Below are 20,613 nucleotides of genomic sequence, written 5' to 3' on the forward strand. Positions count from 1 at the left end.
GGGGCTTGAAATCTGCGCTGCCAGGCGACGTACCATGCGTGTACAACCGCGGTGCTATTCAGCTTCTAGGATCCGGTGGGGACGTCTGTAATTTCCAGAATGGAAATTCAACCGTAGTTAATGCATCTCCGTCCATCTAACTGATGGCCGTGGCTCATCAACAGGAAAGCATGGCGGAGGTCAAAGCCGCTACTTCGCCATCTGCATTTCCAGAGCCATCAGCCAGTGCTTTACGCTGACCCGCTGCTATTCGTCATCCACCCCGCTTTCCCATTGAGTCAGCAGGTCGAGCGGAATCGCTGTAACCACATCGGCGTACCGCTTACCGACCAACCGTTCCGCGCGTTTCAGCAGCACCGGGATCGGACTGCTCGGCTCATGCTGCTCGAACCACACGCGTGCTTCACGGATCAGGTTGAGTGCTGCGTGTCGATCGGAAGCCTTTCCGGCTGCCCGTGGGTTCGCGGATTCGGGCGACGCGTCTGCCTTGTTCTCATCAGAAGCAGTCGGTGATTCGGTCAATGCTGCGAACTCCTCGTGATCGGGTTGTACATCCCCCTCGTCCTCGCGGGCAACCTGCTCCGGATGACTGCCCGGCAATACGGCAATGTGGCGAAGAAGCCGCTTGAGCGCGGTGAGATCCGGTACGTAGACGCTTAGATGCTCGCGGCACCAGCCCTCGATTGCGGTCAGACTTTCAAGCGCGCTATCGAATCCGGAAAGAACCGACGGATGCTGGATGCGCAGTTCCTCAAGCTGCCTGGTCACGGCATCGGGTGTCAGCGCATCGCTCGGCCGTGGGTGGGCGAATGCCCGCTCCACGTCCCGCAACTGCAGGCGAGTTGCGGTTGACCGGGTCAGCGCGATTTCCCTCAGATCCGCGATCAGCCCGTCGGTATCGGTCAGGGACTGCAGCGCGTTCATACGAATTTCGAGCGCGGCGGAGCGATCCTCGTCCACACCCAGTTGCGGATGAACCAGATCCGAAAATGCAGCCAGCCATCCAGCAAGTAGCCCGAGACCTTCTGCAAAACCGGCTGCCGCCGCAAGCCGCGTGCGACACCGGATAAACAGCACCGCCAGACGTAAATCCTTGCTGCGTATCATCAGTCGGCGGCAATCGCGATCTACATCACTCCAGTTCACAGGTTCTGGCGACCCGACGAAATCACCGTACTGAGCGTCGGCCTTTGCGGCAACGCTCGCGCTCAACACGACGAATTCCGGATCGTATTCAAGATCACTGCCACACGGCAATTCGGCCGAAACAGGTGCCATCCAGTCATGGGTAGCGCCGCGGCTCTCCGGCTTAGGCCGGCTCTTCTTCAGGTTGTTGCTCATCATTCGATCTCTTTCAGTCTGGCCGCGCGGGCTTCGGCGTCGTGTTTGAGCCGGGGCACATAGCGTTCCGGCTCGAAAATCATTCCCGTGATCGGCCCCGCCGACGCAGACTGCCCCAGCCACCCCGACCAGCCCAGTTGCTGAGGGCCACCCATCACGGCCGGTGGCGCGCTGTGCGGCCGGATTTTCAATTCGAGTTCCCAGTGAATTTCCTTGCCGACGAACGTCCGCACCCATTCAACCAGACGCAGAAGATCCGATCCGCGGGGAGTAAACCTCTGGTAATCGTCGATGTCGACCGGACCGATGACAATCCGAAAGCGGCACTGGCGATCAGGTATCGTCTCGCCGAGAATCCCGTTCACCGCCATGATCGAACCGGCGTCAGGCACACCCAGCCTGCTTCGCTCACTGTGGTCCAGATCGAGCCAGTGAAAGACGTATTCCTCGATATGTACCGGCACGCTGAAATAATGGGAGAGTGTGGCGGCGAGTCCTTCTGGATTACGTGATTCGCGAATGAGATGCGGGGTAGCCGACAGCCTTGCATGGGCGGGCAGCGGCCCCTCGTTGATTTGCCTGACGTCGTGACCGGTGAGGCTTGCAATATAGAACGTGAAACGCTCATTGCCAGTGCGGTCGAGGCCCACCGTCGATTGCGCAGAGGCCCACGCGCGATAAAACTGCGTCAGATACCGGTGATGAAAAATATCGAGAAAATTGCTAAGCGTTGGGTCACGTCGATGCTCGTCACGCTCACGCGCAATTTCGCTAATGTGGATGGGGAGCGGTCCATTCGGGCCGAGCATGCCGAGCCCGAAGAGGCGCAGCTTCAGACGCTCCCGATCCACCCCGACACTCGCTATCTCGCGCGGCGCGAAGACCAGACTCGCTTGCTGGCCAAGCCTGAAAGGTTCAGCCTGCGGAAGCCGGGCCGTACCGATCAGGTCGATTGCCGGATTGGCGCCGATACGGCGCATCAGCGCGAAAAACCCATAGCGCCACGGCTCGGCCTGCAGTTGGTCGAGCAATGATTGCGACAGGCCGATGTCCTGGATCAACGCCTTGAACGGAGCACGTTGCATCAGGCCACTCCACGTGTACCGATGCGCATCGGCCAGCGCGCAACCAGCCCCCGCTGCATCGAATGAAGCTCGGTCTGCGTGAACGAATTGATCGATGCATGCCGGGCCATGTAATGCTCGATGATCAGGCCAAGCAGGTAGGGGCTCACGCCAGAGAATCCGGTCTCATCGACGGTGAGCACGCACTCGATGCCGCGACCGAACACGAGTGGACCGTTGCCGGGCAGCATGCTGTTGACGGGTTCCGTCTTTACACCGATCAGGGCGTCGACCTGGCGCTGGCGTTCGCGATCATCGCTCGAGAGGAACAGCCTGAGCAGATCTCGCAGGCCCTGGCCGCCTTCGCGATGATCCATGTCACTGAATGGCAGATAGTTGAAGTTCAGTTGCCGGATCAGGCGCCAGGCCAACTCACGTTCTGCGTAAGGAGGTCTCGGAGAGCTGGGCGGACGAATCAGGCCGATCGACTGGATCGGGTCTTCGTCGTTTCCATCGAGGTCATCTACACCATTGCGTGGAACAAGCAGGGGCAGGTCGCGGTTGGTTACCCACGCTTCAGCCGACAGATAGCGCATTTCCTCGCTATAAGGTGCCTCCATTTGGTCGACCAGCGAAACGAACATCTCGGTGCCGACGTAAGGTGTGCGTGTGCCGTACCGTCGACTGTTGTCGGACGCCAGCCGGCGCTCGCGGCGGCTCGAAAAGTATCGTCCGTAGTTGCCCTCATCGCTGTTCAGCGTCTGAAACAGCGGTCGGAATTCCAGTTCAGCCGAACTGGCCGTCTTCTGCCCGCACAGCTTCTGGATCGCGAAGACTTCATAGTCGAGTGGAGCGAGTTTCGACGGCACGAGCCGAACCTCGGCTTCGCCCTGCGGGATCTCGATCTGATCAGTCCGCTTCTCGAACAGGTTAACCACCGGGGTGCAAAAAAGCGCGAAGCGCGACGCGTCAACCAGGTTCGCGAGCCGGTCGGTTGGCTGGTCCAGCAGCACGATCACCTCGACTTCGTTACTGGCAATGCGGCTGAATCCGTGCGCAAGTCCGGTCAGCGCAAAAAAGTAAAAGCGGCTTGGGCAGGCGAAGTATTCGTGCAGAAGATTGTGCCCATGGAATTTTGACCAGCTGAGCGGAAGCAACCCTTGGCCGATATCAATGCCTTCATGAACAACCGGGTTCGACGTGACAACCGAAAGCGGTTTGCCCGCCGTTCCGAAATGTCCCGGTTCGCCAATGATCAATCCCACATTCGCTGCATGCAGCAGTTCGAACAGATGGGATGCCACCTGTTCGTCACCAGCAAGATAGACCGGCAGACGGTCAAGTCCCTGCAGATCGGAGATTGGCGAGCCGTTCGTGGTACGCAACCGGATACGCAAGGCCCCCCGGACCTGGCGATCAGGCGGAACATAGCGATCGAGCCCGACGACGTCCGGCGGAATCGCGGTGAGCCTGGCGTCGGAAATGCCAAGCGGATACAGCGTGACATCCAGCCCGCTGCGAAACTGGCACGCGGTTTTCTCGCCCGCGGGCTTGCGCGCCTTGAACATCGCGCCGCGTGGCAGATGGAAACCTTGGTTCAGATTCCCTTCGGTCGGACTGGGGTAGATCCGCGCGACCGACATGGATGGAGTCGGCGCGACGTAGTTCGGATAAATGACCTCGAGCAACCGTTCGGTGAACTTCGGAAACTCCGCATCGATCTTGATCTGGGTACGCGCCGCCATGAAGCAGAACGACTCGATCAGCCGTTCGACATAGGGGTCCGCGACCTCGCCTGCCTGCATCGCCAGGCGCGCCGCGATCTTGGGGTGCTGCCGCCCGAACTCGCCGGCTAGCTCGCGCATATAGCTCAGTTCGTGATTGTAGTAGTCGAGCAGTCGTGGATCCATGGCCTTGCGTCGGATTCGTTGTGGTTCAGATGGCGCGAGCGCCATGGACGTTGAGTTGGCTCGTCTCGAGGTCTAGCGAACTCTGGACCATGAACTCCATCGGATAGGGGTCCATGCTGATCTTGCCGCGCACTTCGAACACAAGGGCGTTGTACTGGACCTCGCCACGTTTGTCCGCCAGCGGCGACACGCTGAGACTGTCTGGCACGAAACGAGGCTCAAAATCCGTGATCGCGCGCTTGATGATGGTTTCGATGTCGGCCCACTTACGCGTCGCCATGAACTTGCCTGCGAGCGGTGGCACTCCGAAGTTCACCGTCGATGCAGCCGCATCTGGGTAGCGTGAACGATCGATCTGGTCTTCGATGTTTGTCGTGTTAAGCAGGTACGCGAGATCGCGCTGGACGATGTCCCGCATCTGCGCCCGCGTGACCGCGTATTCGCCCGGCGCTTCGGTCTGCCGCTGTGGTGCGTCGTCACGCAGGCGGTCGAGCAACGTCGGCATCAAATAGGTATTCGCTCGTCGCGGCGTCGCCTGCCGTTCGTGGCCCGAAAGTGAGTCCTTGCGCGCGTGTTTAGTCCTGTCCATGCGCGCCGTCCTGTTGCACCGGTTGACGATTCGCCGCGCGGTCACCGAATTCGGTCCTGGTCAGCTCGAAGATACCCAGGTCTCCCTGGCTAGTCGTCCACGTCTTCTGGCCGAGCGCGATGATGCCGGTGCGGCCGGTTTCTCGCCAACGTGTGCTGCGGCCCAAGCGGATCGCATCATGCTCACTGCTGTCGCCCTGACAAGTTTCCGAACCTGGATAGCGCGCCGGCATGAAGCCGGGCACAGCACTGTCGTCGGTCAGCGTCAACGTGCACGGTGCCCATACGAGGTCCAGCAGTATCGCGGGTCGCTCGATCCGCCACGCGGCGATATCGGAAAATGGGAGCCAGCGATAGTGGCCTGCGGTGATCACTTCACACACGGGTCCGAGACGGGAATCACTGTCGGCGATCCAGTCCACGTGCAGATCTGCATCTGGATCCGCACTTCGCGCCGGTACAAGCGGCGCCTGATCGAGCGCTCGCTCGCGAACAAGGTCGGCCGCGTCGAGTTGTCTCGCTGCGACGAGCCGTAGCGCTTCGAGCAAACCCTCGACCCACGAGGGCGTGTCGAACACAAATCCTGGCCGCTCGCGGCCGGTGAGCACCTGCGCGCGCCAGCGCTCCGCTCGAATAAGATCACGGCAAGCCTGTGCGGCCGGCCCTTGCTGGGGATCTAGCTGCGCATAGACCTGAAGCTGCTGGACTGCACGCGCCCAATCGCCCATCACACACAGCAACTGAAAGAGCGCCCAGCGATGCGTTGCCGCGGCAGGCCGCGCGCGAATTTGGGCTTCGATCTGCGTCAGCCTCGCTGATAGAGGTTGATCGCGCCGGCCAGTCGCCGGTGAACGAGAAGATGTCTGGGCCGTCATGATGCGTCGTTGTGAAAAGTCGTTGAATGAGGCACCGACAGCGGACTGTCGATTCCCAGTGCATGGTGCTCGCGTCGCGCCAGAGCCGGCGGCAAGGACGGCGGCCTGCGCTGCACTGAAGCGGTGTATTCAGCCGGTGCAAACAGACGCAAGATTTCAGGAATCGGCTCCGCGGCAATGAGTTCCGGTGCTTCACCTGTTCCCATCAGCCCAAAAGCGTGTTCCATCTTGTACGCGCCGGTCAGAAACGTCTCGATCGACTCAAACGAAGACGCGGGTTTGTGTGCGTAGCCGATAAGACTCGCCGGGTCTGCGCCACGGTCCGCCGGCGACATCGCGGGCATGGTCCAGTCGCCCGCAAGTGACGCCTGTGGATCGTCGAGCGCCCTGCAATACTGTCCGTAGAGGGACTTCATCAGATCGTCCACAGTGGACGCCATGCCATCATGCGTGCGCCGGTCTCGCGGGTCAGTGTCATCAAACGACACTGACGCGGCTGTTCCGATCAGTCCGAAAACCGCGCCGCTGCCTCGCAGATCCTCCTGAATTCCGTTCCCCATTGCGTAAGCATCGTCGACCACTTGCTCATGGAGCGATTCCCGGACAACCCGGCGGCCGGAATTCCCGGAATCGGCCTCTATTGACTTTGTCGGTTCAATACATACATGCGCCGGATTATTGAGCCCAAACAGGCTGCTTATTCGCATTCGATTGCCTGACGATTAAAGATTAGATGGAAAGCCGCCAATTAATAACACAACGCATTACCGATCGTCCACAAACATTGATCTCACGAACGCTAATATGCGAGGTGAATAACGAGATAATTATTTAATCATTCGGTATTTGTTAACAAATGTCAGGCGACACAAAAGCGCTTAGCGCTCTTGTGCTAATGAGCTTTATCCAATGCAATCATCGTCTTATTTAATCTCAAAAATAACGCAGTACGATAGGAAAATCCGATTTAAAAACAGACCAGCAGCAGACGAATCTCAATTTAACACTAGTTATCATTTATCTTCATACAAATAATTGACGCGATAGGCAATTCGCGATAACAATTTGTCCGCGAAAGAAGCTTCGATTTAATTCACGAAAATTAACAATGAGACTCGCAATTACAAAATTTAACCGGTCGCGATAAGGCGATTACGGTTTCCCTTGTCACGCGATAAAAGATGCGCTGCCGCTTTACCGCATTGAATATGCTGTATCGGCACGAATAACGAGCTACTACCACGCTATGACGATTTCACGGCAGGCACTATTCGGCAAACTCGGGGCAACGCTTTATCGAAGCGTCGAGTCCGCAACCGCCTTTTGCAAGCTGCGCGGCAACCCTTACGTCGAACTCGTGCACTGGCTGCACCAGCTTCTTCAGCTGTCAGACAGCGACCTGCACCGCATCGTCAGGCAGTGTGGCATCGATCGCGAAACGCTCGAACGCGACATGGCACGCTCGCTCGCCGCGTTGCCGGCAGGCGCCAGTTCGCTCAGCGACTTCTCTCATCATATCGAGACGGCAATCGAACGCGCGTGGGTACTCGCAACACTCAACTTCGGCGATACCCACATTCGCGGCGCGTGGCTTGTCGGCGCAATCGTCAAGACACCTGAGCTTCGGCGTGTGCTGCTCTCCATTTCGCCGACCTTCGGCAAGATTCCCGTCGACGGCCTCCAGGACGCGCTTCCTGGTTGGATTGCCGGCTCCCCCGAAGCGGCAGACGCAGCCTATGACAACAGTCATTTCGCTGTCGCCACACCGGGCGAAGCCTCGAATGCGCTCGCATCGCCAGCAAAAGGCACACCCCTCGAACAGTTCTGCACCGACCTGACTGCTCGCGCACGGGGCGCTGAGATCGATCCTGTGGTCGGCCGCGACCTCGAGATCCGCACGATGATCGACGTGTTGTTGCGCCGCCGCCAGAACAATCCGCTTCTTACAGGCGAAGCCGGTGTCGGAAAAACAGCCGTCGTCGAAGGACTCGCGCTAGCCATCGTCTCGGGCAACGTACCGCCAAAGCTGATCGGCGTGCGCCTGCTGAGTCTCGATGTTGGCGCGCTGCTGGCCGGTGCAAGCATGAAAGGGGAATTCGAGTCGCGTCTGAAAGGCGTGCTGGAGGCCGCCACGAAGTCCCCGGCCCCGGTGATTCTTTTTGTCGACGAGATGCATACACTGATCGGCGCGGGTGGCCAGGCCGGCACGGGCGACGCAGCCAACCTGCTGAAGCCCGCACTCGCGCGCGGCACGGTCCGGACGATCGGCGCGACGACATGGGCCGAGTACAAACGTCATATCGAGAAAGACCCGGCTCTCACGCGGCGCTTTCAGGTGCTGCAGGTCGCAGAGCCTGAAGAACTCGCGGCGATCGACATGGTTCGCGGACTCGCTCAAACGTTCGCCGTGCATCACGGCGTGGTGGTGCGCGACGAGGCGATCCGCGCAGCCGTCACGCTCTCGCATCGCTATATTCCGTCACGCCAGCTTCCCGACAAGGCGATCAGCCTGCTCGACACCGCGTGCGCACGCGTCGCGCTCTCGCAGCACAGTGCGCCGCGCGAGCTGCAGGATGTCCATCAGCGTCTGCTTGCCGCGTCTGTCGAACGGGACCTCATCGCGAAGGAAGCACGTATCGGACTCGATGCCAGTAAGGCGCTGGCTGCCGTGAATACCAGAATCGACACGCTCGCCTCGCTTGAGCACGTGATCGACACTCGCTGGAAAGCACAGTCCGAAGCGGCGCAAGCCCTGCTTGCCGCGCGCGAAGCGGTCGTCGCAGACCCGGACGCCATCCGCACCGAAACGACTCAACAGCTTCGGACACTTGAGAACACGCTCAAGACATTGCAAGGCGACACGCCACTGGTATTTCCGGAGGTCAGCGAGGCCGTTGTCGCCGAAGTGGTGTCCGACTGGACCGGGATCCCGGTGGGTCGCATGGTGACCGACGAGATCGCCGCTGTGCAGTCGTTACCGAAGACCCTTGAAGCACGCGTGATTGGCCAGGCGGACGCATTGAACCAGATCGGCGAGCGGGTACAGACGGCCCGCGCCGGGCTGACCGATCCAAAAAAGCCACTCGGCGTGTTCCTGCTGACCGGGCCGTCCGGTGTCGGCAAGACGGAAACAGCGCTGGCCCTCGCCGAAGCGCTCTACGGCGGCGAACAGAACCTGATCACGATCAACATGAGCGAGTATCAGGAAGCCCATACCGTGTCGGGCCTGAAGGGCGCCCCGCCCGGCTATGTCGGCTATGGCGAAGGCGGCGTGCTGACCGAGGCCGTGCGCCGTCGTCCGTATTCGGTGGTACTGCTCGATGAAATCGAGAAGGCGCATCGCGACGTCCATGAGATGTTCTTCCAGGTGTTCGATAAGGGCTACATGGAAGACGGCGATGGCCGCTACATTGATTTTCGCAACACCACGATCCTGCTGACCAGCAACGTTGGCTCGGAACTGATCGCGAGCCTGTGCGCCGACGCGTCACTGGCGCCAGACAGCGACGGTCTTCGCGAAGCGCTCAACCCTGAGCTACTCAAAATCTTTCCGGCGGCGTTTCTCGGGCGCGTGACGGTTGTGCCGTACTGGCCGCTCGCGCATGAATCGCTCACCCGCATCGTGCGCCTCCATCTTGAGCACGTGGTCCAACGTATGGCCGGGCACCACGCTATCGCCCTCACCTACGAGGCTCAGGTCCTGGACTACATCGTCGGACGCTGCCTCGTGCAGGAGACCGGCGCCCGGGTGCTGATCGGCTTTATCGAGCAACACGTGCTGCCTCGCCTTTCCGCGCTGTGGCTCGATGCCTTCTCGTCAAAGCGGCCGCTCGCACAGATCAACATCAGTGTCGCCGACAAGAACGCGCTGCCCAACTCAGCGCTTGTGTTCGGGCCGGCTTACGCAACATCGAACAGTCCCGAGGCCGCTGCAACCATCGCCGAACCCGCTCTTACCGAGCAGGCCACCTAGCCCTGCCGATCATTTACCACCGCCCACGGAGTCATGCATGTCCGCTTCCAACAGTTCGCAGAAATTCATCGCGCGCAATCGTGCGCCGCGAGTGCAGATCGAGTACGACGTCGAAGTCTATGGCTCGGAGAAGAAAGTCGAGTTGCCGTTCGTGATGGGCGTGCTGGCCGATCTGTCCGGCAAGCCGGTTGACCAGTTGCCGGCTGTTGCCGAACGCCGCTTCCTCGATATCGACGTCGACAATTTCGATGAGCGCATGAAAGCGATCCGGCCTCGCGTCGCATTCCCGGTGCAGAACACCCTCTCAGGTGAAGGACAACTGATGGTCGACATGAGCTTCGAAAGCATTGAAGACTTCTCGCCGGCGGCAGTCGCGCGCAAGGTCGACTCGCTGCGCCAGTTGCTCGAAGCACGCACGCAACTGGCCAACCTGCAGACCTACATGGACGGTAAGTCGGGCGCGGAATCGCTCGTCAACCGGCTGCTCAAAGACCCGGCGCTGCTCAAGTCGCTGGCGGCCGCGCCGAAGCCGCAGCCCACCGAAGAACTGGATACAGCGGGCCACGCGGACGCCGCGAACTGATCGACTGGACAGAACAGGAAAGAAGAATAAGCCATGGCAAAACAGCAAACGCAAGCGGCCACCGCCGACGTTCACACGCAGTCAGACTTTACCCAACTGCTCAATCAGGAATTCCGGCCCAAGACCGAAGCGGCCCGCGAAGCCGTCGAATACGCGGTCCAGACGCTTGCCGAGCAGGCACTGCAGCAGTCGGCCACGATCAGCGACGACGCCTACAAGAGCATCGAGGCGATCATCGCGCAGATCGATCACAAGCTGTCCGAGCAGATCAACCTGATTCTCCACCACGACGAATTCCAGAAGCTGGAATCGGCCTGGCGCGGCCTGCACCACCTCGTGTCGAACACCGAGACCGACGAGCGCCTGAAGATCCGTTTCATGGATATCTCGAAGGACGATCTACGCCGCTCGATGAAGCGCTACAAGGGTCTTGCGTGGGACCAAAGCCCGATCTTCAAGCAGATCTACGAAGAAGAATATGGTCAGCTTGGCGGCGAGCCGTACGGTTGCCTGATGGCCGACTACTACTTCGACCATACGCCGCCCGACGTCGACCTGCTCGGCTCGCTGGCCAAGGTGTCGGCCGCAGCGCACACGCCGTTCATTTCCGGTGCGTCGCCATCGGTGCTGCAAATGGAATCGTGGCAGGAACTGGCGAACCCGCGTGACCTCACGAAGATCTTCGCGCAGAACCTCGAGTACGCACCGTGGAACTCGCTGCGCAATACCGAGGACGCCCGCTACGTGGGTCTGGCGATGCCGCGTTTTCTTTCGCGTCTGCCGTACGGCGCAAAAACCAATCCGGTCGACGAGTTCGACTTCGAGGAAGACACCAATGGCTCCGATCACCGCCGCTATGCGTGGGCCAACGCCGCGTATGCAATGGCAGTGAACATCAACCGCTCGTTCAAGCTGTATGGCTGGTGCTCGTTGATCCGCGGTGTCGAATCGGGCGGTACGGTCGAGAATCTGCCGTGCCATACGTTCCCGACCGACGACGGCGGCATCGACATGAAGTGCCCGACCGAAATCGCGATCTCGGACCGTCGCGAAGCGGAACTGTCGAAGAACGGCTTCATTCCGCTGATCCACCGCAAGAACACCGATCACGCGACCTTCATCGGCGCGCAGTCGCTGCAAAAGCCGGCCGAATACCATGACGCGGATGCGACCGCCAACGCGAATCTGTCGGCGCGTCTACCGTATCTATTTGCCTGCTCGCGTTTCGCGCATTACCTGAAGTGCATCGTGCGCGACAAGGTCGGTGCGTTCAAGGAGCGCGAGGACATGCAACGCTGGCTCAACGAATGGATCATGAACTACGTCGATGCCGATCCGGCCAACTCGTCGCAGGAAACCAAGGCGCGCCGGCCACTCGCCGCAGCCGAAGTGCTGGTAGAGGAAGTTGAAGGCAACCCCGGCTACTACCAGGCGAAGTTCTTCCTGCGTCCTCACTTCCAGCTCGAAGGTTTGACGGTATCGCTTCGTCTCGTCGCGAAGCTGCCGTCGATCAAGGAAGCCGCCTGAACGGCGGAGCCGCCGGCGAATCTCCGAGCCCGGACTGCATTCCGTTCCTCACGGAACGCGGTCCGTTCCAGAAAAGAGGAGCAAGCAATGCCATGGAGAGCGCGATCCGTGAGCGCAGATCAGCAACAGTACCGACCGCGAGATCGTCGTGCAATGAAGCGAGTCCTGTCCTATACGTTCGCGCTTCTTCTCGTCGCGCCTCCTGCGTTTGCTGCCGGGTTGACACCCGCCCAGATCGGGCGGGATATCCATGAACACGGCGCAGGGGCGACCGTGCACTCACTCGACCGAAACGGAAAATTCGACAAGGTCCTCGACCGGATCGCTTCGGGAAATGTGGCATGGGTCCGTCTGGCGCCCGGCTGGCCCGGGGTACCGACGCGGGTGATTCGACAGGGTTGACCGTTGCACTGGCGAGAGCGTTACCCAGGAATCCCGCAGCTGTACTCGCGGCGCTCGATGAAGGCCCGGTCATTGGACCGGAAGCTGTGTGCGGTGTCCCGTTCATCGAGCCTTCGTCGAAGGAAATCCGCGAATACCTGGATGTGGCTATTCCCGCGGTAACGCGTATCGAACCCTCGGTCAGGGTCCCGCATCGTTCCTCGTGTGTCGACGCACTACATCGCGTGCAGGAACAGACCTCCAGACAGCCATGACGGGGCGCCGGTCATCGGACCCAGAAGTACGGCAACGACACAACACGTATTCATTGCACAACAAGGCAATGTCTTTTTCACCAAGGAGCTTTAGATGGCACAGGATATTTTCATCAAGATCAACGGTATTGACGGCGAGTCGCAGGACTCCGCGCACAAGAACGAAATCGAAGTGACGAGCTGGGGCTGGCAGATCCTGCAACAGTCGAACATGCATGCAGGCTCGGGCGGCGGCGCAGGCAAGGCGACCGTCGAAGATCTCGCGTTCGAGCATCTGGTGGACCGCGCGAGCCCGAACCTGATGAAGTACTGCCTGACCGGCAAGCACATCGACCAGGCCGTGCTGACGGTCCGCAAGGCCGGTGGCAATCCGCTGGAATACCTGAAGCTCACGATGAACGACGTGCTTGTCACGCTGGTGAACCCGTCCGGCAGCAACAGCGACAACGGCATTCGTGAACACGTTCGCCTGTCGTTCTCCAAAATCAAGCAGGAGTACGTTGTGCAGAACGCGCAGGGCGGTAGCGGCGGTGCAGTGACGGCCGGTTACGACATCAAGCTCAACAAGGAAGCGTAAGCCTCCTCGCCATGCCCGGCGGACCTCCGCCGCCGGGCCTCTTACGGTCTTATTCGTGTCGTGATCTCCTAATGCGCCTGACTACCCGGACCCTTGTTGTCGCGTGCTCGCTCACGCTTGCCGCCTGCGCGAGCAACGACCCTAAAACACCCAGGGAAGCGATCCGGCTCGATCTGTCGGTGATGGCTTCGGCACGCGTCAATCCTGACGACCAGAAGCGGGCCGCGCCCATCGTCGTGCGCATCTACGAGCTGAAGACAGACAGCGTGTTCAATTCCGCTGATTTTTACTCATTGCAGGACAAGGACAAGACTTTGCTCACTGACGATCTCGTCAGTCGTGATCAGTTCCAGCTGCGTCCAGGCGAGCACAAGACAATCCAGACAAAGGCCGATCCTGCAACGACCACGATCGGCGTACTCGCGGCCTACCGGGACCTGCCCAATTCAGTGTGGCGCGCGGTGTACCCGCTGCCCGCAGCACCCGATGCGGCGTGGTATCACCGCTCGCCCAAACTGAAACTGACCATCGACCTTGACGCCAACGCGATCAAGGTCACCGAACGTAAATAGTGCCCTGAAGGTTGGCACACCACGCGGAACACAAGCATGAGCTGGCATAACAAGGTCGTCTGGAGCGAGGGGCTATTTCTGCGCCCGCAGCTTTTCCAGCAGCAGGAGCGTTACCTCGAGCACTATGCGCACAAACGTGCGGCATCGTTGTCGCCATTCTTCTTCGGCTTCAATCAATACGGTATCGATAGCGAGGCGCTCGCGCTCGGCAAGGTGATCGTGCGGTCCGCCAGCGGGATCTTCGCCGACGGCACGCCGTTTGATGCGCCGGGCAGCACGCCACCGCCGACGCCTCTTACCATCCGTCCGGAACACCTCGAACAGCTCATCTATCTGGCCGTGCCGATCCGTGTGCCCAACGGCGAAGAAACCACCTTCGACAACGCAGCCGACTCACTCGCGCGCTACGCGGCGTTCGACACAGATCTGCGCGATGCGAACTCGATCTCCCAAGGTCCGAAGAAGGTGCAGTTGTCGAACCTGCGGCTGCGACTCGTCCCTGAAAAGGAACTGACCGACGCGTGGATCGGGCTGCCACTCACGCGTGTCACGATGATCCGTGCCGACGGCAGCATCGAACTGGACAGCACGCTGGTGCCGCCGGTGGCCGGCTATGGTGCCAGTGAGTTGCTAACGACCTGGCTGGCCAGGATTCACGAGCTCACCCGCATGCGTGCGAATGCACTGGCTGCAAGGCTAACCGGCGGTGACGGCAAGGCGGGCACGACAGCCGAGGTATCGGACTACCTGCTGCTGCAGACCCTGAACCGCTATGAGCCGCTGCTCCAGCATCTGCGCCGCGTGCCGAGCACCTCGCCTGCCGATCTGTACGCGCTGCTGCTCAGCATGGCGGGCGAACTGTCGACCTACGTGCGCACCGACACGCGGCGTCCCCTCGACACCCATCCGGCCTATCAACACGTGGCGCCCCACCTGTGCCTGAAACCGCTGGTCGACGACACGCACATGCTGCTCAACGCCGTGCTCGTGCGCAGCGCGCAGAGCATCAGGCTCGAGGAACGCGGCCACGGGATGCGCAATGCCGTGGTCGATCCGGTCGACATGCAGGGCTTTTCGGCTGTGGTGCTCGCTGTCTCCGCGCAAATGCCGCCAGACACGCTGCAACAACAATTTGCCGCGCAGGCGAAGGTGGGCCCGTCCGAGCGCCTGCCGGACCTGGTGCGTGGACATCTGCCCGGCATCGCGCTGCAGGCGCTGCCCGTGCCGCCGCGACAGATACCGTTCAACGCCGGCTATATCTACTACGAGATCTCGCGCATGGGAACGCTGTGGGACCAGGTCGCGCGGCATGGCGGCCTGGCGCTTCATGTGGCGGGCGACTTCCCGTCGCTGCAGCTCGAACTGTGGGGCATTCGCGGCTAGCCCGCAGGCGGCCGGCGAGTGGTCACCGGTTGAACAGCCACCACTTCACTCGACGACCGCCATTCGCGTTCGTTGAGTCGCGCCAGTCAGATAAAAAACATTGTCGCCATCGGCTAGTTGGTCGACCCGCAATAGAAAACAAGGGGAAGCAGTGAGTTCAGAGGCAGTCAACCGTCCGGATGAACAGGGACAATGGCAGGTAAGCCGGAATGCGACGCCTCGCACGCCGCAAACACCGGAACACGCCGCAGCCCAGCAAGCGCAGCCGCCGACCCCAACGTCCTCGCGCCGGGAGGTCCCGCCCGGCGAGTCTCCCGTCACCCGGCTGCTGGCGATCAAAGGCGCCACCAATCCTCTGCTCGAAGCGGCCCGTCCGCTGCTGCGCGCGATGGGCGAGATGCCTGACAAGCTCGACCCCGACGGCGTCGAGCTACTGCGGGCGGTGCTCGAACAGGAACTGCGCGCGTTCCAGAAACTGTGCGATCAGGCCAACGTTCGCCGCGACCACATGCTTGGCGCGCGCTACTGCCTGTGCACGGCGCTCGACGAAGCGGCGATGCAGACCACGTGGGGCGAGGCCGGCACCCACGGTGTGGCGTGGAATACCCATGGTCTCGCCACGATCTTCCACGAGGATCGCGATGGTGGCTCCAAGATCTATCTGCTGATCGCCCGGCTGATGACCGAGCCGCGCGAACACGTTGATCTGCTCGAAGTGATCTACCAAATCCTGAGTCGTGGTTTCGAAGGCCGGTATCGCTATGAGACGGGCGGACACCGCAAGCATGAAGCGGTACGTCAGCGGCTCTACGACGAGATCATGTCGCAGCGCGAATCGGTGCCGGTTGCGCTGTCGCCGCACTGGCAATCTGACGCGAAGGGCAAGCGTGGGTCGTTTTACGATTTTCCGGTATGGATCACCGTCACTGTGCTGTCGCTGATCCTGCTCGGGATATTCGGCTATTTCAAATACGAACTGCTCAACCGCAGCGCCGAAGTACAGAAGCAGATTGCCGAGATCGGTCGCATGACGCCCGCGCCCGCGCCGCCGGCGCTGCATCTCAAGCAATTGCTGAAGAACGAGATTGCCGCCGCTACGGTCAGCGTCGACGAGGACGCACACCACAGTTCGGTCACCTTCCGCGGGGATGCGATGTTCCCACCGGGCGCTGCATCGGTGAATGCATCAATGAGCCCGCTGATCGCGAAAATCGCCGGCGAGGTCGTCAAGGTGCCGGGCAAGGTGACGGTACTCGGTTTCACCGACAACGTGCCGATCAGGAGCCGTCAGTTCGCGTCGAATGATGCGCTGTCCGAGGAACGTGCTACCCAGGTCATGCAGATGCTGCAGGCGTCGGGCGTGCAGGCAAGCCGTCTGGAAGCGGTTGGCAAGGGCGACGCCGATCCTGTCGGCGATAACCGCACAGCGCAGGGTCGCGCACAGAATCGCCGCGTCGAGATCACCGTTGCGCGGTGATCTCGCCATCCAGTCATATCGGGATTGAAGAATGAAGAAGTTCCTGTCGTTTCTGGTGTCGCGCCAGTTTCTCGCCTTCCTCGCGCTGCTGATCGTGGCGCTGATCATCTGGTTCATCGGCCCGCTCGTCGCCTTCGGCGGCTTGAGGCCGCTGGCGGACGTCGGCATGCGGGTGCTGGTGATCGCTCTTCTGCTTGCAGGGGTGCTGCTCTGGCTGGCGGGGGGGCCGATCAGCGTGGTGTTCGCGGCCCTGCTGTGCCTGCTGATCTGGTGTGCGTCGCCGCTTCTGACCTTCGGGCGCACTGAACCGTTTGTGCCTGCAGCGGCGCGGATCATCGCGATCGCCGCCGTGCTGGCGGTCTTCGTCGTCTATTGGGTCTTCAGGCTGCTGCGAAGCATGCGCGCCAACCCGGAGTTCCTTAATAGCGTGCTTGATTTCGGCGGCAGGAAAGCGCCGTCGCTGGCGGCCGAGCGGCTGAAGGAAGTCAATGCGGTGGTTGACGCTGCGCTTGCGCGTCTGAAGTCAATGCGCACCGGCGCGCGCGGACCGGCCCGGCTGTTTCAGGGCAAGCGTTACCTGTACGAGTTACCGTGGTACATCACGCTCGGTTCGAAGGCATCCGGCAAGACCACCGCGCTGCTGCGCGCGGGCCTGACATTTCCCGTTGCGGGCCAGATGCAAAGCGCTGCGAGCGGCTTCGCGCAAGACACCCAAAACATCGACTGGTGGCTCACCAACGACGCGGTGCTGATCGACACGGCCGGACACTACACGCGTCACGGCACCTCGCAGCGCTCATTGCCATCGGTCATACCGCCTGTGGCAGGCAACCCGAAAACTGGCGAGGCCGCCAACGACGGTAAGAAAGCCTCTTCTGCGGCCGCAGCGAAATCTGCCGAAGCGCCAGCGAACGCAGCCACCCCGGTCGATCCCGACAAGTTGCGGCACGGCACGGACGAGGCCGAATGGCAAGGTTTCCTCGGCATCCTGCGCAGTCACCGCCCGCGTGCGCCGATCAACGGGGCGCTGTTGACGATCGATCTGGCCGAACTGACGAGTCAGGATGAGACCGCGCGGATTGCCGAAGCCGCAGCGCTGCGCGGCCGTCTTGGGGATCTGCGGGAACAGTTGGGCATCCGCTTTCCGGTCTATCTGATCGTGACGAAGATGGACCAGCTTGGCGGCTTTGCCGAGTATTTCGGGTCGTTGACGGCCGAAGGCCGCGCGCAGACGTGGGGCTTCACACTGCCCTACGGCAAGGAAACCATCGCGAAAGAAGGTGTCGCTGTGCGCTGCGCACACGAGCTGGCGCTGCTCGTTGCGCGCCTGTCCGACGGCATCAACACCCGCCTGCAGGACGAATACGATACCGGCCGGCGTCAGAAGCTCGCGGCGCTGGGCGAAGAGTTCGCTGCACTGAGCCGGCCGCTGGGCGAGTTGATCGAACGCGTATTTCTGGATTCGCGCTACGACGACACCCAGTTGCACAACACGCTGCGCGGAGTGTATTTCACGAGCGCCACCCAGGCAGGCACCGAGGTTGTCGCCGAGCGGCGAACCATTGCGCAACGGCTCGCACGCGCCCTCCTCACTCCCTTGACCACGCGTACCGCGAAACACGTCGGCAACGACAGCTATTTCCTGCATGAGCTGCTGACGAAGATCGTGTTCACCGAAGCGCATCTGGTTCGCCCGAACCTGCGCTGGGAATTCCGTTTCCGACTGCTGCGGCTCACCGGGCACGCGCTGGCTCTGCTGATCTTCGCGTGGCTCGCCATCGGACTGCGCATCAGCTTCGGCACGAATCACGAATACCTCGACGCTATTGCGCAGAAAACCCAGACGCTCTCGGCAAAGGTAACGCAGTTGTACAAGGAACCGAAGCTCGACGCCGTGCCCGATACGCTGACCGATGCGCGCTATCTGGCGAGCTACCCGGGCCTCGATCTGTCGGACCCGGGCAGCGCCTACCGCTTCGGCCTGTACAGCGCTCCGGATGTGGCTGCCGGCAGCGGCCACACCTACGACGCGCTCGAAGACAACCTGTTGCTGCCGCAACTCGTCAAACGCATGGAATCCGTGCTGTCCGACTCGATCGCCAGCCAGGATTCGAAGGCGGTCTACGACGCGCTGCGCGTCTATCTGATGCTCTACGACAACGCGAAATTCAATGCCGACGACGTCAAGGCATGGGTACTCAATGACTGGGCGAAAACCGACAGCGCTTCGGTTTTTGGTGGCCGCGCCTCGATGATCGACCACGTTCAGCAACTGTTTTCCGGTGCTCGCGTGGTGCAGTCGCCGTTCGTGCGCAATGACGCATTGATCCAGCAGGCACGCTCATTTCTCGACAGCAGCAACGCGACCCAGCGGCTGTACGAGCGCGCCAAGGTGGCGATGCAGAAGGAAGCGCCAGATGAGTTCACGTTGCTGCGCGCGGTCGGCCCCCAGGCCGGCACGGTATTCACGCGGGCAAGCGGCGCCCCGCTCTCGCGCGGCGTAGCCGGCATCTTCACCTTTGACGGCTATCGGAACCTGTTCGACAAGCGGCTGCCCGAATTCGTCCAGGTCGCGCGCGATGACGACGCGTGGGTAATGGGACGCTCTTTCGTTGCCGATACTCAAAAAAAAACGGCTGAGATTGTCAGTTCGGCTACCGGCGCGAACGATCCACTGACTGAAGCAATTCGCCAGGAATACCTCAACGAGTATGCGCAGCAATGGGATGCGTTTCTCGGCGATATCCGGACCATCAACGGCACGAGTCTCGCGTTCAACCTGCAGGTACTGCGCAGCTTCGCGGCGCCTGATTCGCCGCTGTCGCGGCTTGCGCGGGCGGCTGTTCGCGAAACGACGCTGACCCAGCCGGCGGCGGCATCCGACCCGTCGTTCTTGCAGAAAGCGACCGGACAACTTGCCCAGAAGGCCGACAGCGCACTCGGCATCCGGGCTGAGGAGCGCATCGAGCGCGAACTCGTCGACAACCACTTTGCACCGTTGCGGGAAGTCGTCACTGGCCACGCCGATGTACAGACCGCGTCCCAGCCTGTCCCACAGCAGACCGGGACCACCGGACTCGACGGCGTTGCGAGTCTGCTGAATGAGTACTACACGTCACTGACCGTCGCAGATAACGCGCTCACCAACAACAGCATGCCGCCGCCGAGCGACACCGCAGCGAAGCTCAAGATGACTGCGAACACAATGCCGGCGCCCTTCCGTGCGGTGTTGCTGCAGCTTTCCCAGCAGGGTTCGCAAGAGGTCAATCAAGGTATCGGACAGCTTCTGTCCCGACAGATGCAGGCAGTGGTCGGCGACACCTGCCGACTCACGATCGAGGGCAACTATCCGTTTGCCCCCGACAGCAAGCGCGATGTGAGTGTCGACGACTTTACGAGAGTGTTCGCCCAGGGTGGCGTCATCGATGATTTCTTCATGAAGACGCTCGCGCCCTTCGTCGACACGCTGGCCAAACCGTGGCGCTACCGGACGCTGCCCGGCGCCACTGAAGCGGTTCAGGGCCCCGACCTCGAACCGTTCCAGCACGCGAAGGCCATCCGCGATGTGTTCTTCGGCGACCCGGGCCAGAAGCAGCTCACGTGGAAAGCGAATCTCCAGATTCCGGAACTCGACCCAACCATCACCGGCCTGATGATCGACATCGACGGGCAGACTACGCTTTACCAGCACGGGCCGGTCGCACCGTTTGCCGTGAACTGGCCGGGCCCGCGCGGAGGCGTGCATGCCGAGATCGCCGCGAATCCGCGGATCCGGCCGGAAACGTCGACGCTTGCCGCGGACGGTCCGTGGGCATTCATGCGCCTGATGCAGAAGGGGCACGTCGTGGAGACCGCAACGCCGGGTCGCACACGTGTCGATTTCGAATTCGACGACCGCAAGGCCGTGCTCGATATATCGAGCACCGGTAGTACTGCCAATCCGCTGACAAGCGATGTGCTGACTACGTTCAAATGCCCAAGCTCGATGGCCATGTTCAACCTGACCGACAGTGGACCACCGCCAGGATTGCCATCCGACGGTTCGCTCGCGCCCCCGGCTCCGCACGCCTCCCATTGAACACGATCG

Annotated in this window: 15 protein-coding genes; 9 read left to right on the forward strand and 6 right to left on the reverse strand. The window is 61.2% G+C overall.

Annotation, left to right across the window (positions count from 1 at the left end; genetic code table 11):
• Positions 1–246: 246 nt before the first annotated feature.
• Genes LMG28727_RS26570 through LMG28727_RS26595 form a run of 6 tightly spaced genes read right to left on the reverse strand, consistent with a single transcriptional unit; the run spans position 247 to position 6,218 of the window.
• Positions 247–1,341, reverse strand: coding sequence for a type VI secretion system protein TssA (locus LMG28727_RS26570; protein ID WP_201645410.1), 1,095 nt, complete (start codon positions 1,339–1,341; stop codon positions 247–249).
• Positions 1,341–2,426 carry a type VI secretion system baseplate subunit TssG gene (gene tssG, locus LMG28727_RS26575; protein ID WP_201645285.1) on the reverse strand — a complete coding sequence of 362 codons (1,086 nt, stop codon included), beginning with the start codon at positions 2,424–2,426 and terminating at the stop codon, positions 1,341–1,343. Before tssG ends, LMG28727_RS26570 begins: the two co-directional genes overlap by 1 nt.
• On the reverse strand, positions 2,426–4,315 hold the full coding sequence (gene tssF / locus LMG28727_RS26580) for a type VI secretion system baseplate subunit TssF (RefSeq protein WP_201645411.1): 1,890 nt from the start codon (positions 4,313–4,315) through the stop codon (positions 2,426–2,428). The genes tssG and tssF overlap by 1 nt, the downstream gene beginning before the upstream one ends.
• Before the next feature lie 25 nt (positions 4,316–4,340).
• On the reverse strand, positions 4,341–4,904 hold the full coding sequence (gene tssE, locus LMG28727_RS26585) for a type VI secretion system baseplate subunit TssE (RefSeq protein ID WP_201645286.1): 564 nt from the start codon (positions 4,902–4,904) through the stop codon (positions 4,341–4,343).
• Positions 4,891–5,778, reverse strand: a complete 888-nt coding sequence (locus tag LMG28727_RS26590; protein WP_201645288.1) for a type VI secretion system accessory protein TagJ — start codon at positions 5,776–5,778, stop codon at positions 4,891–4,893. The genes tssE and LMG28727_RS26590 overlap by 14 nt, the downstream gene beginning before the upstream one ends.
• Positions 5,775–6,218 (reverse strand): TagK domain-containing protein, encoded by a 444-nt coding sequence (locus LMG28727_RS26595; RefSeq protein ID WP_201645290.1) that lies wholly within the window; start codon positions 6,216–6,218, stop codon positions 5,775–5,777. The genes LMG28727_RS26590 and LMG28727_RS26595 overlap by 4 nt, the downstream gene beginning before the upstream one ends.
• 806 nt (positions 6,219–7,024) lie before the next feature.
• Here LMG28727_RS26595 and tssH point away from each other — a divergent pair.
• The 9 genes from tssH to tssM all read left to right on the forward strand — a co-directional run bounded on the left by tssH (position 7,025) and on the right by tssM (position 20,604).
• Entirely contained in the window at positions 7,025–9,751 is a 2,727-nt protein-coding gene (tssH, locus tag LMG28727_RS26600) for a type VI secretion system ATPase TssH (RefSeq protein WP_201645292.1), read from the forward strand.
• Positions 9,752–9,788: 37 nt separating this feature from the next.
• Complete coding sequence (gene tssB, locus LMG28727_RS26605) at positions 9,789–10,334, forward strand: type VI secretion system contractile sheath small subunit (protein ID WP_201645293.1); 546 nt, start codon at positions 9,789–9,791, stop codon at positions 10,332–10,334.
• 33 nt (positions 10,335–10,367) lie between these two features.
• Complete coding sequence (gene tssC, locus LMG28727_RS26610) at positions 10,368–11,861, forward strand: type VI secretion system contractile sheath large subunit (RefSeq protein ID WP_201645294.1); 1,494 nt, start codon at positions 10,368–10,370, stop codon at positions 11,859–11,861.
• 341 nt (positions 11,862–12,202) lie between these two features.
• Positions 12,203–12,517 carry a hypothetical protein gene (locus LMG28727_RS26615; RefSeq protein WP_201645296.1) on the forward strand — a complete coding sequence of 105 codons (315 nt, stop codon included), beginning with the start codon at positions 12,203–12,205 and terminating at the stop codon, positions 12,515–12,517.
• 94 nt (positions 12,518–12,611) lie between these two features.
• Complete coding sequence (locus LMG28727_RS26620; RefSeq protein WP_201645298.1) at positions 12,612–13,094, forward strand: Hcp family type VI secretion system effector; 483 nt, start codon at positions 12,612–12,614, stop codon at positions 13,092–13,094.
• A 71-nt stretch (positions 13,095–13,165) separates the two neighbouring features.
• A complete protein-coding gene (gene tssJ / locus LMG28727_RS26625) occupies positions 13,166–13,666 on the forward strand; it encodes a type VI secretion system lipoprotein TssJ (protein ID WP_201645299.1) in 501 nt (166 codons plus the stop codon).
• A gap of 36 nt (positions 13,667–13,702) precedes the next feature.
• Complete coding sequence (gene tssK / locus LMG28727_RS26630) at positions 13,703–15,049, forward strand: type VI secretion system baseplate subunit TssK (RefSeq protein ID WP_201645301.1); 1,347 nt, start codon at positions 13,703–13,705, stop codon at positions 15,047–15,049.
• Positions 15,050–15,200: 151 nt separating this feature from the next.
• On the forward strand, positions 15,201–16,526 hold the full coding sequence (gene tssL, locus LMG28727_RS26635) for a type VI secretion system protein TssL, long form (RefSeq protein WP_201645302.1): 1,326 nt from the start codon (positions 15,201–15,203) through the stop codon (positions 16,524–16,526).
• A 31-nt stretch (positions 16,527–16,557) separates the two neighbouring features.
• Positions 16,558–20,604 (forward strand): type VI secretion system membrane subunit TssM, encoded by a 4,047-nt coding sequence (gene tssM, locus LMG28727_RS26640; protein ID WP_201645304.1) that lies wholly within the window; start codon positions 16,558–16,560, stop codon positions 20,602–20,604.
• The last annotated feature ends 9 nt before the right edge of the window (positions 20,605–20,613 follow it).

The organism is Paraburkholderia metrosideri, from assembly GCF_904848625.1.
Taxonomy (GTDB): Bacteria; Pseudomonadota; Gammaproteobacteria; order Burkholderiales; family Burkholderiaceae; genus Paraburkholderia; species Paraburkholderia metrosideri.

What these genes read in the sequence shown, in the direction of transcription:
- LMG28727_RS26570 (WP_201645410.1), bottom strand. Translation starts at nt 1,341, where the DNA reads ATGAGCAACAACCTGAAGAAGAGCCGGCCTAAGCCGGAGAGCCGCGGC.
- tssG (WP_201645285.1), bottom strand. Translation starts at nt 2,426, where the DNA reads ATGCAACGTGCTCCGTTCAAGGCGTTGATCCAGGACATCGGCCTGTCG.
- tssF (WP_201645411.1), bottom strand. Translation starts at nt 4,315, where the DNA reads ATGGATCCACGACTGCTCGACTACTACAATCACGAACTGAGCTATATG.
- tssE (WP_201645286.1), bottom strand. Translation starts at nt 4,904, where the DNA reads ATGGACAGGACTAAACACGCGCGCAAGGACTCACTTTCGGGCCACGAA.
- LMG28727_RS26590 (WP_201645288.1), bottom strand. Translation starts at nt 5,778, where the DNA reads ATGACGGCCCAGACATCTTCTCGTTCACCGGCGACTGGCCGGCGCGAT.
- LMG28727_RS26595 (WP_201645290.1), bottom strand. Translation starts at nt 6,218, where the DNA reads ATGGCGTCCACTGTGGACGATCTGATGAAGTCCCTCTACGGACAGTAT.
- tssH (WP_201645292.1), top strand. Translation starts at nt 7,025, where the DNA reads ATGACGATTTCACGGCAGGCACTATTCGGCAAACTCGGGGCAACGCTT.
- tssB (WP_201645293.1), top strand. Translation starts at nt 9,789, where the DNA reads ATGTCCGCTTCCAACAGTTCGCAGAAATTCATCGCGCGCAATCGTGCG.
- tssC (WP_201645294.1), top strand. Translation starts at nt 10,368, where the DNA reads ATGGCAAAACAGCAAACGCAAGCGGCCACCGCCGACGTTCACACGCAG.
- LMG28727_RS26615 (WP_201645296.1), top strand. Translation starts at nt 12,203, where the DNA reads ATGGGTCCGTCTGGCGCCCGGCTGGCCCGGGGTACCGACGCGGGTGAT.
- LMG28727_RS26620 (WP_201645298.1), top strand. Translation starts at nt 12,612, where the DNA reads ATGGCACAGGATATTTTCATCAAGATCAACGGTATTGACGGCGAGTCG.
- tssJ (WP_201645299.1), top strand. Translation starts at nt 13,166, where the DNA reads ATGCGCCTGACTACCCGGACCCTTGTTGTCGCGTGCTCGCTCACGCTT.
- tssK (WP_201645301.1), top strand. Translation starts at nt 13,703, where the DNA reads ATGAGCTGGCATAACAAGGTCGTCTGGAGCGAGGGGCTATTTCTGCGC.
- tssM (WP_201645304.1), top strand. Translation starts at nt 16,558, where the DNA reads ATGAAGAAGTTCCTGTCGTTTCTGGTGTCGCGCCAGTTTCTCGCCTTC.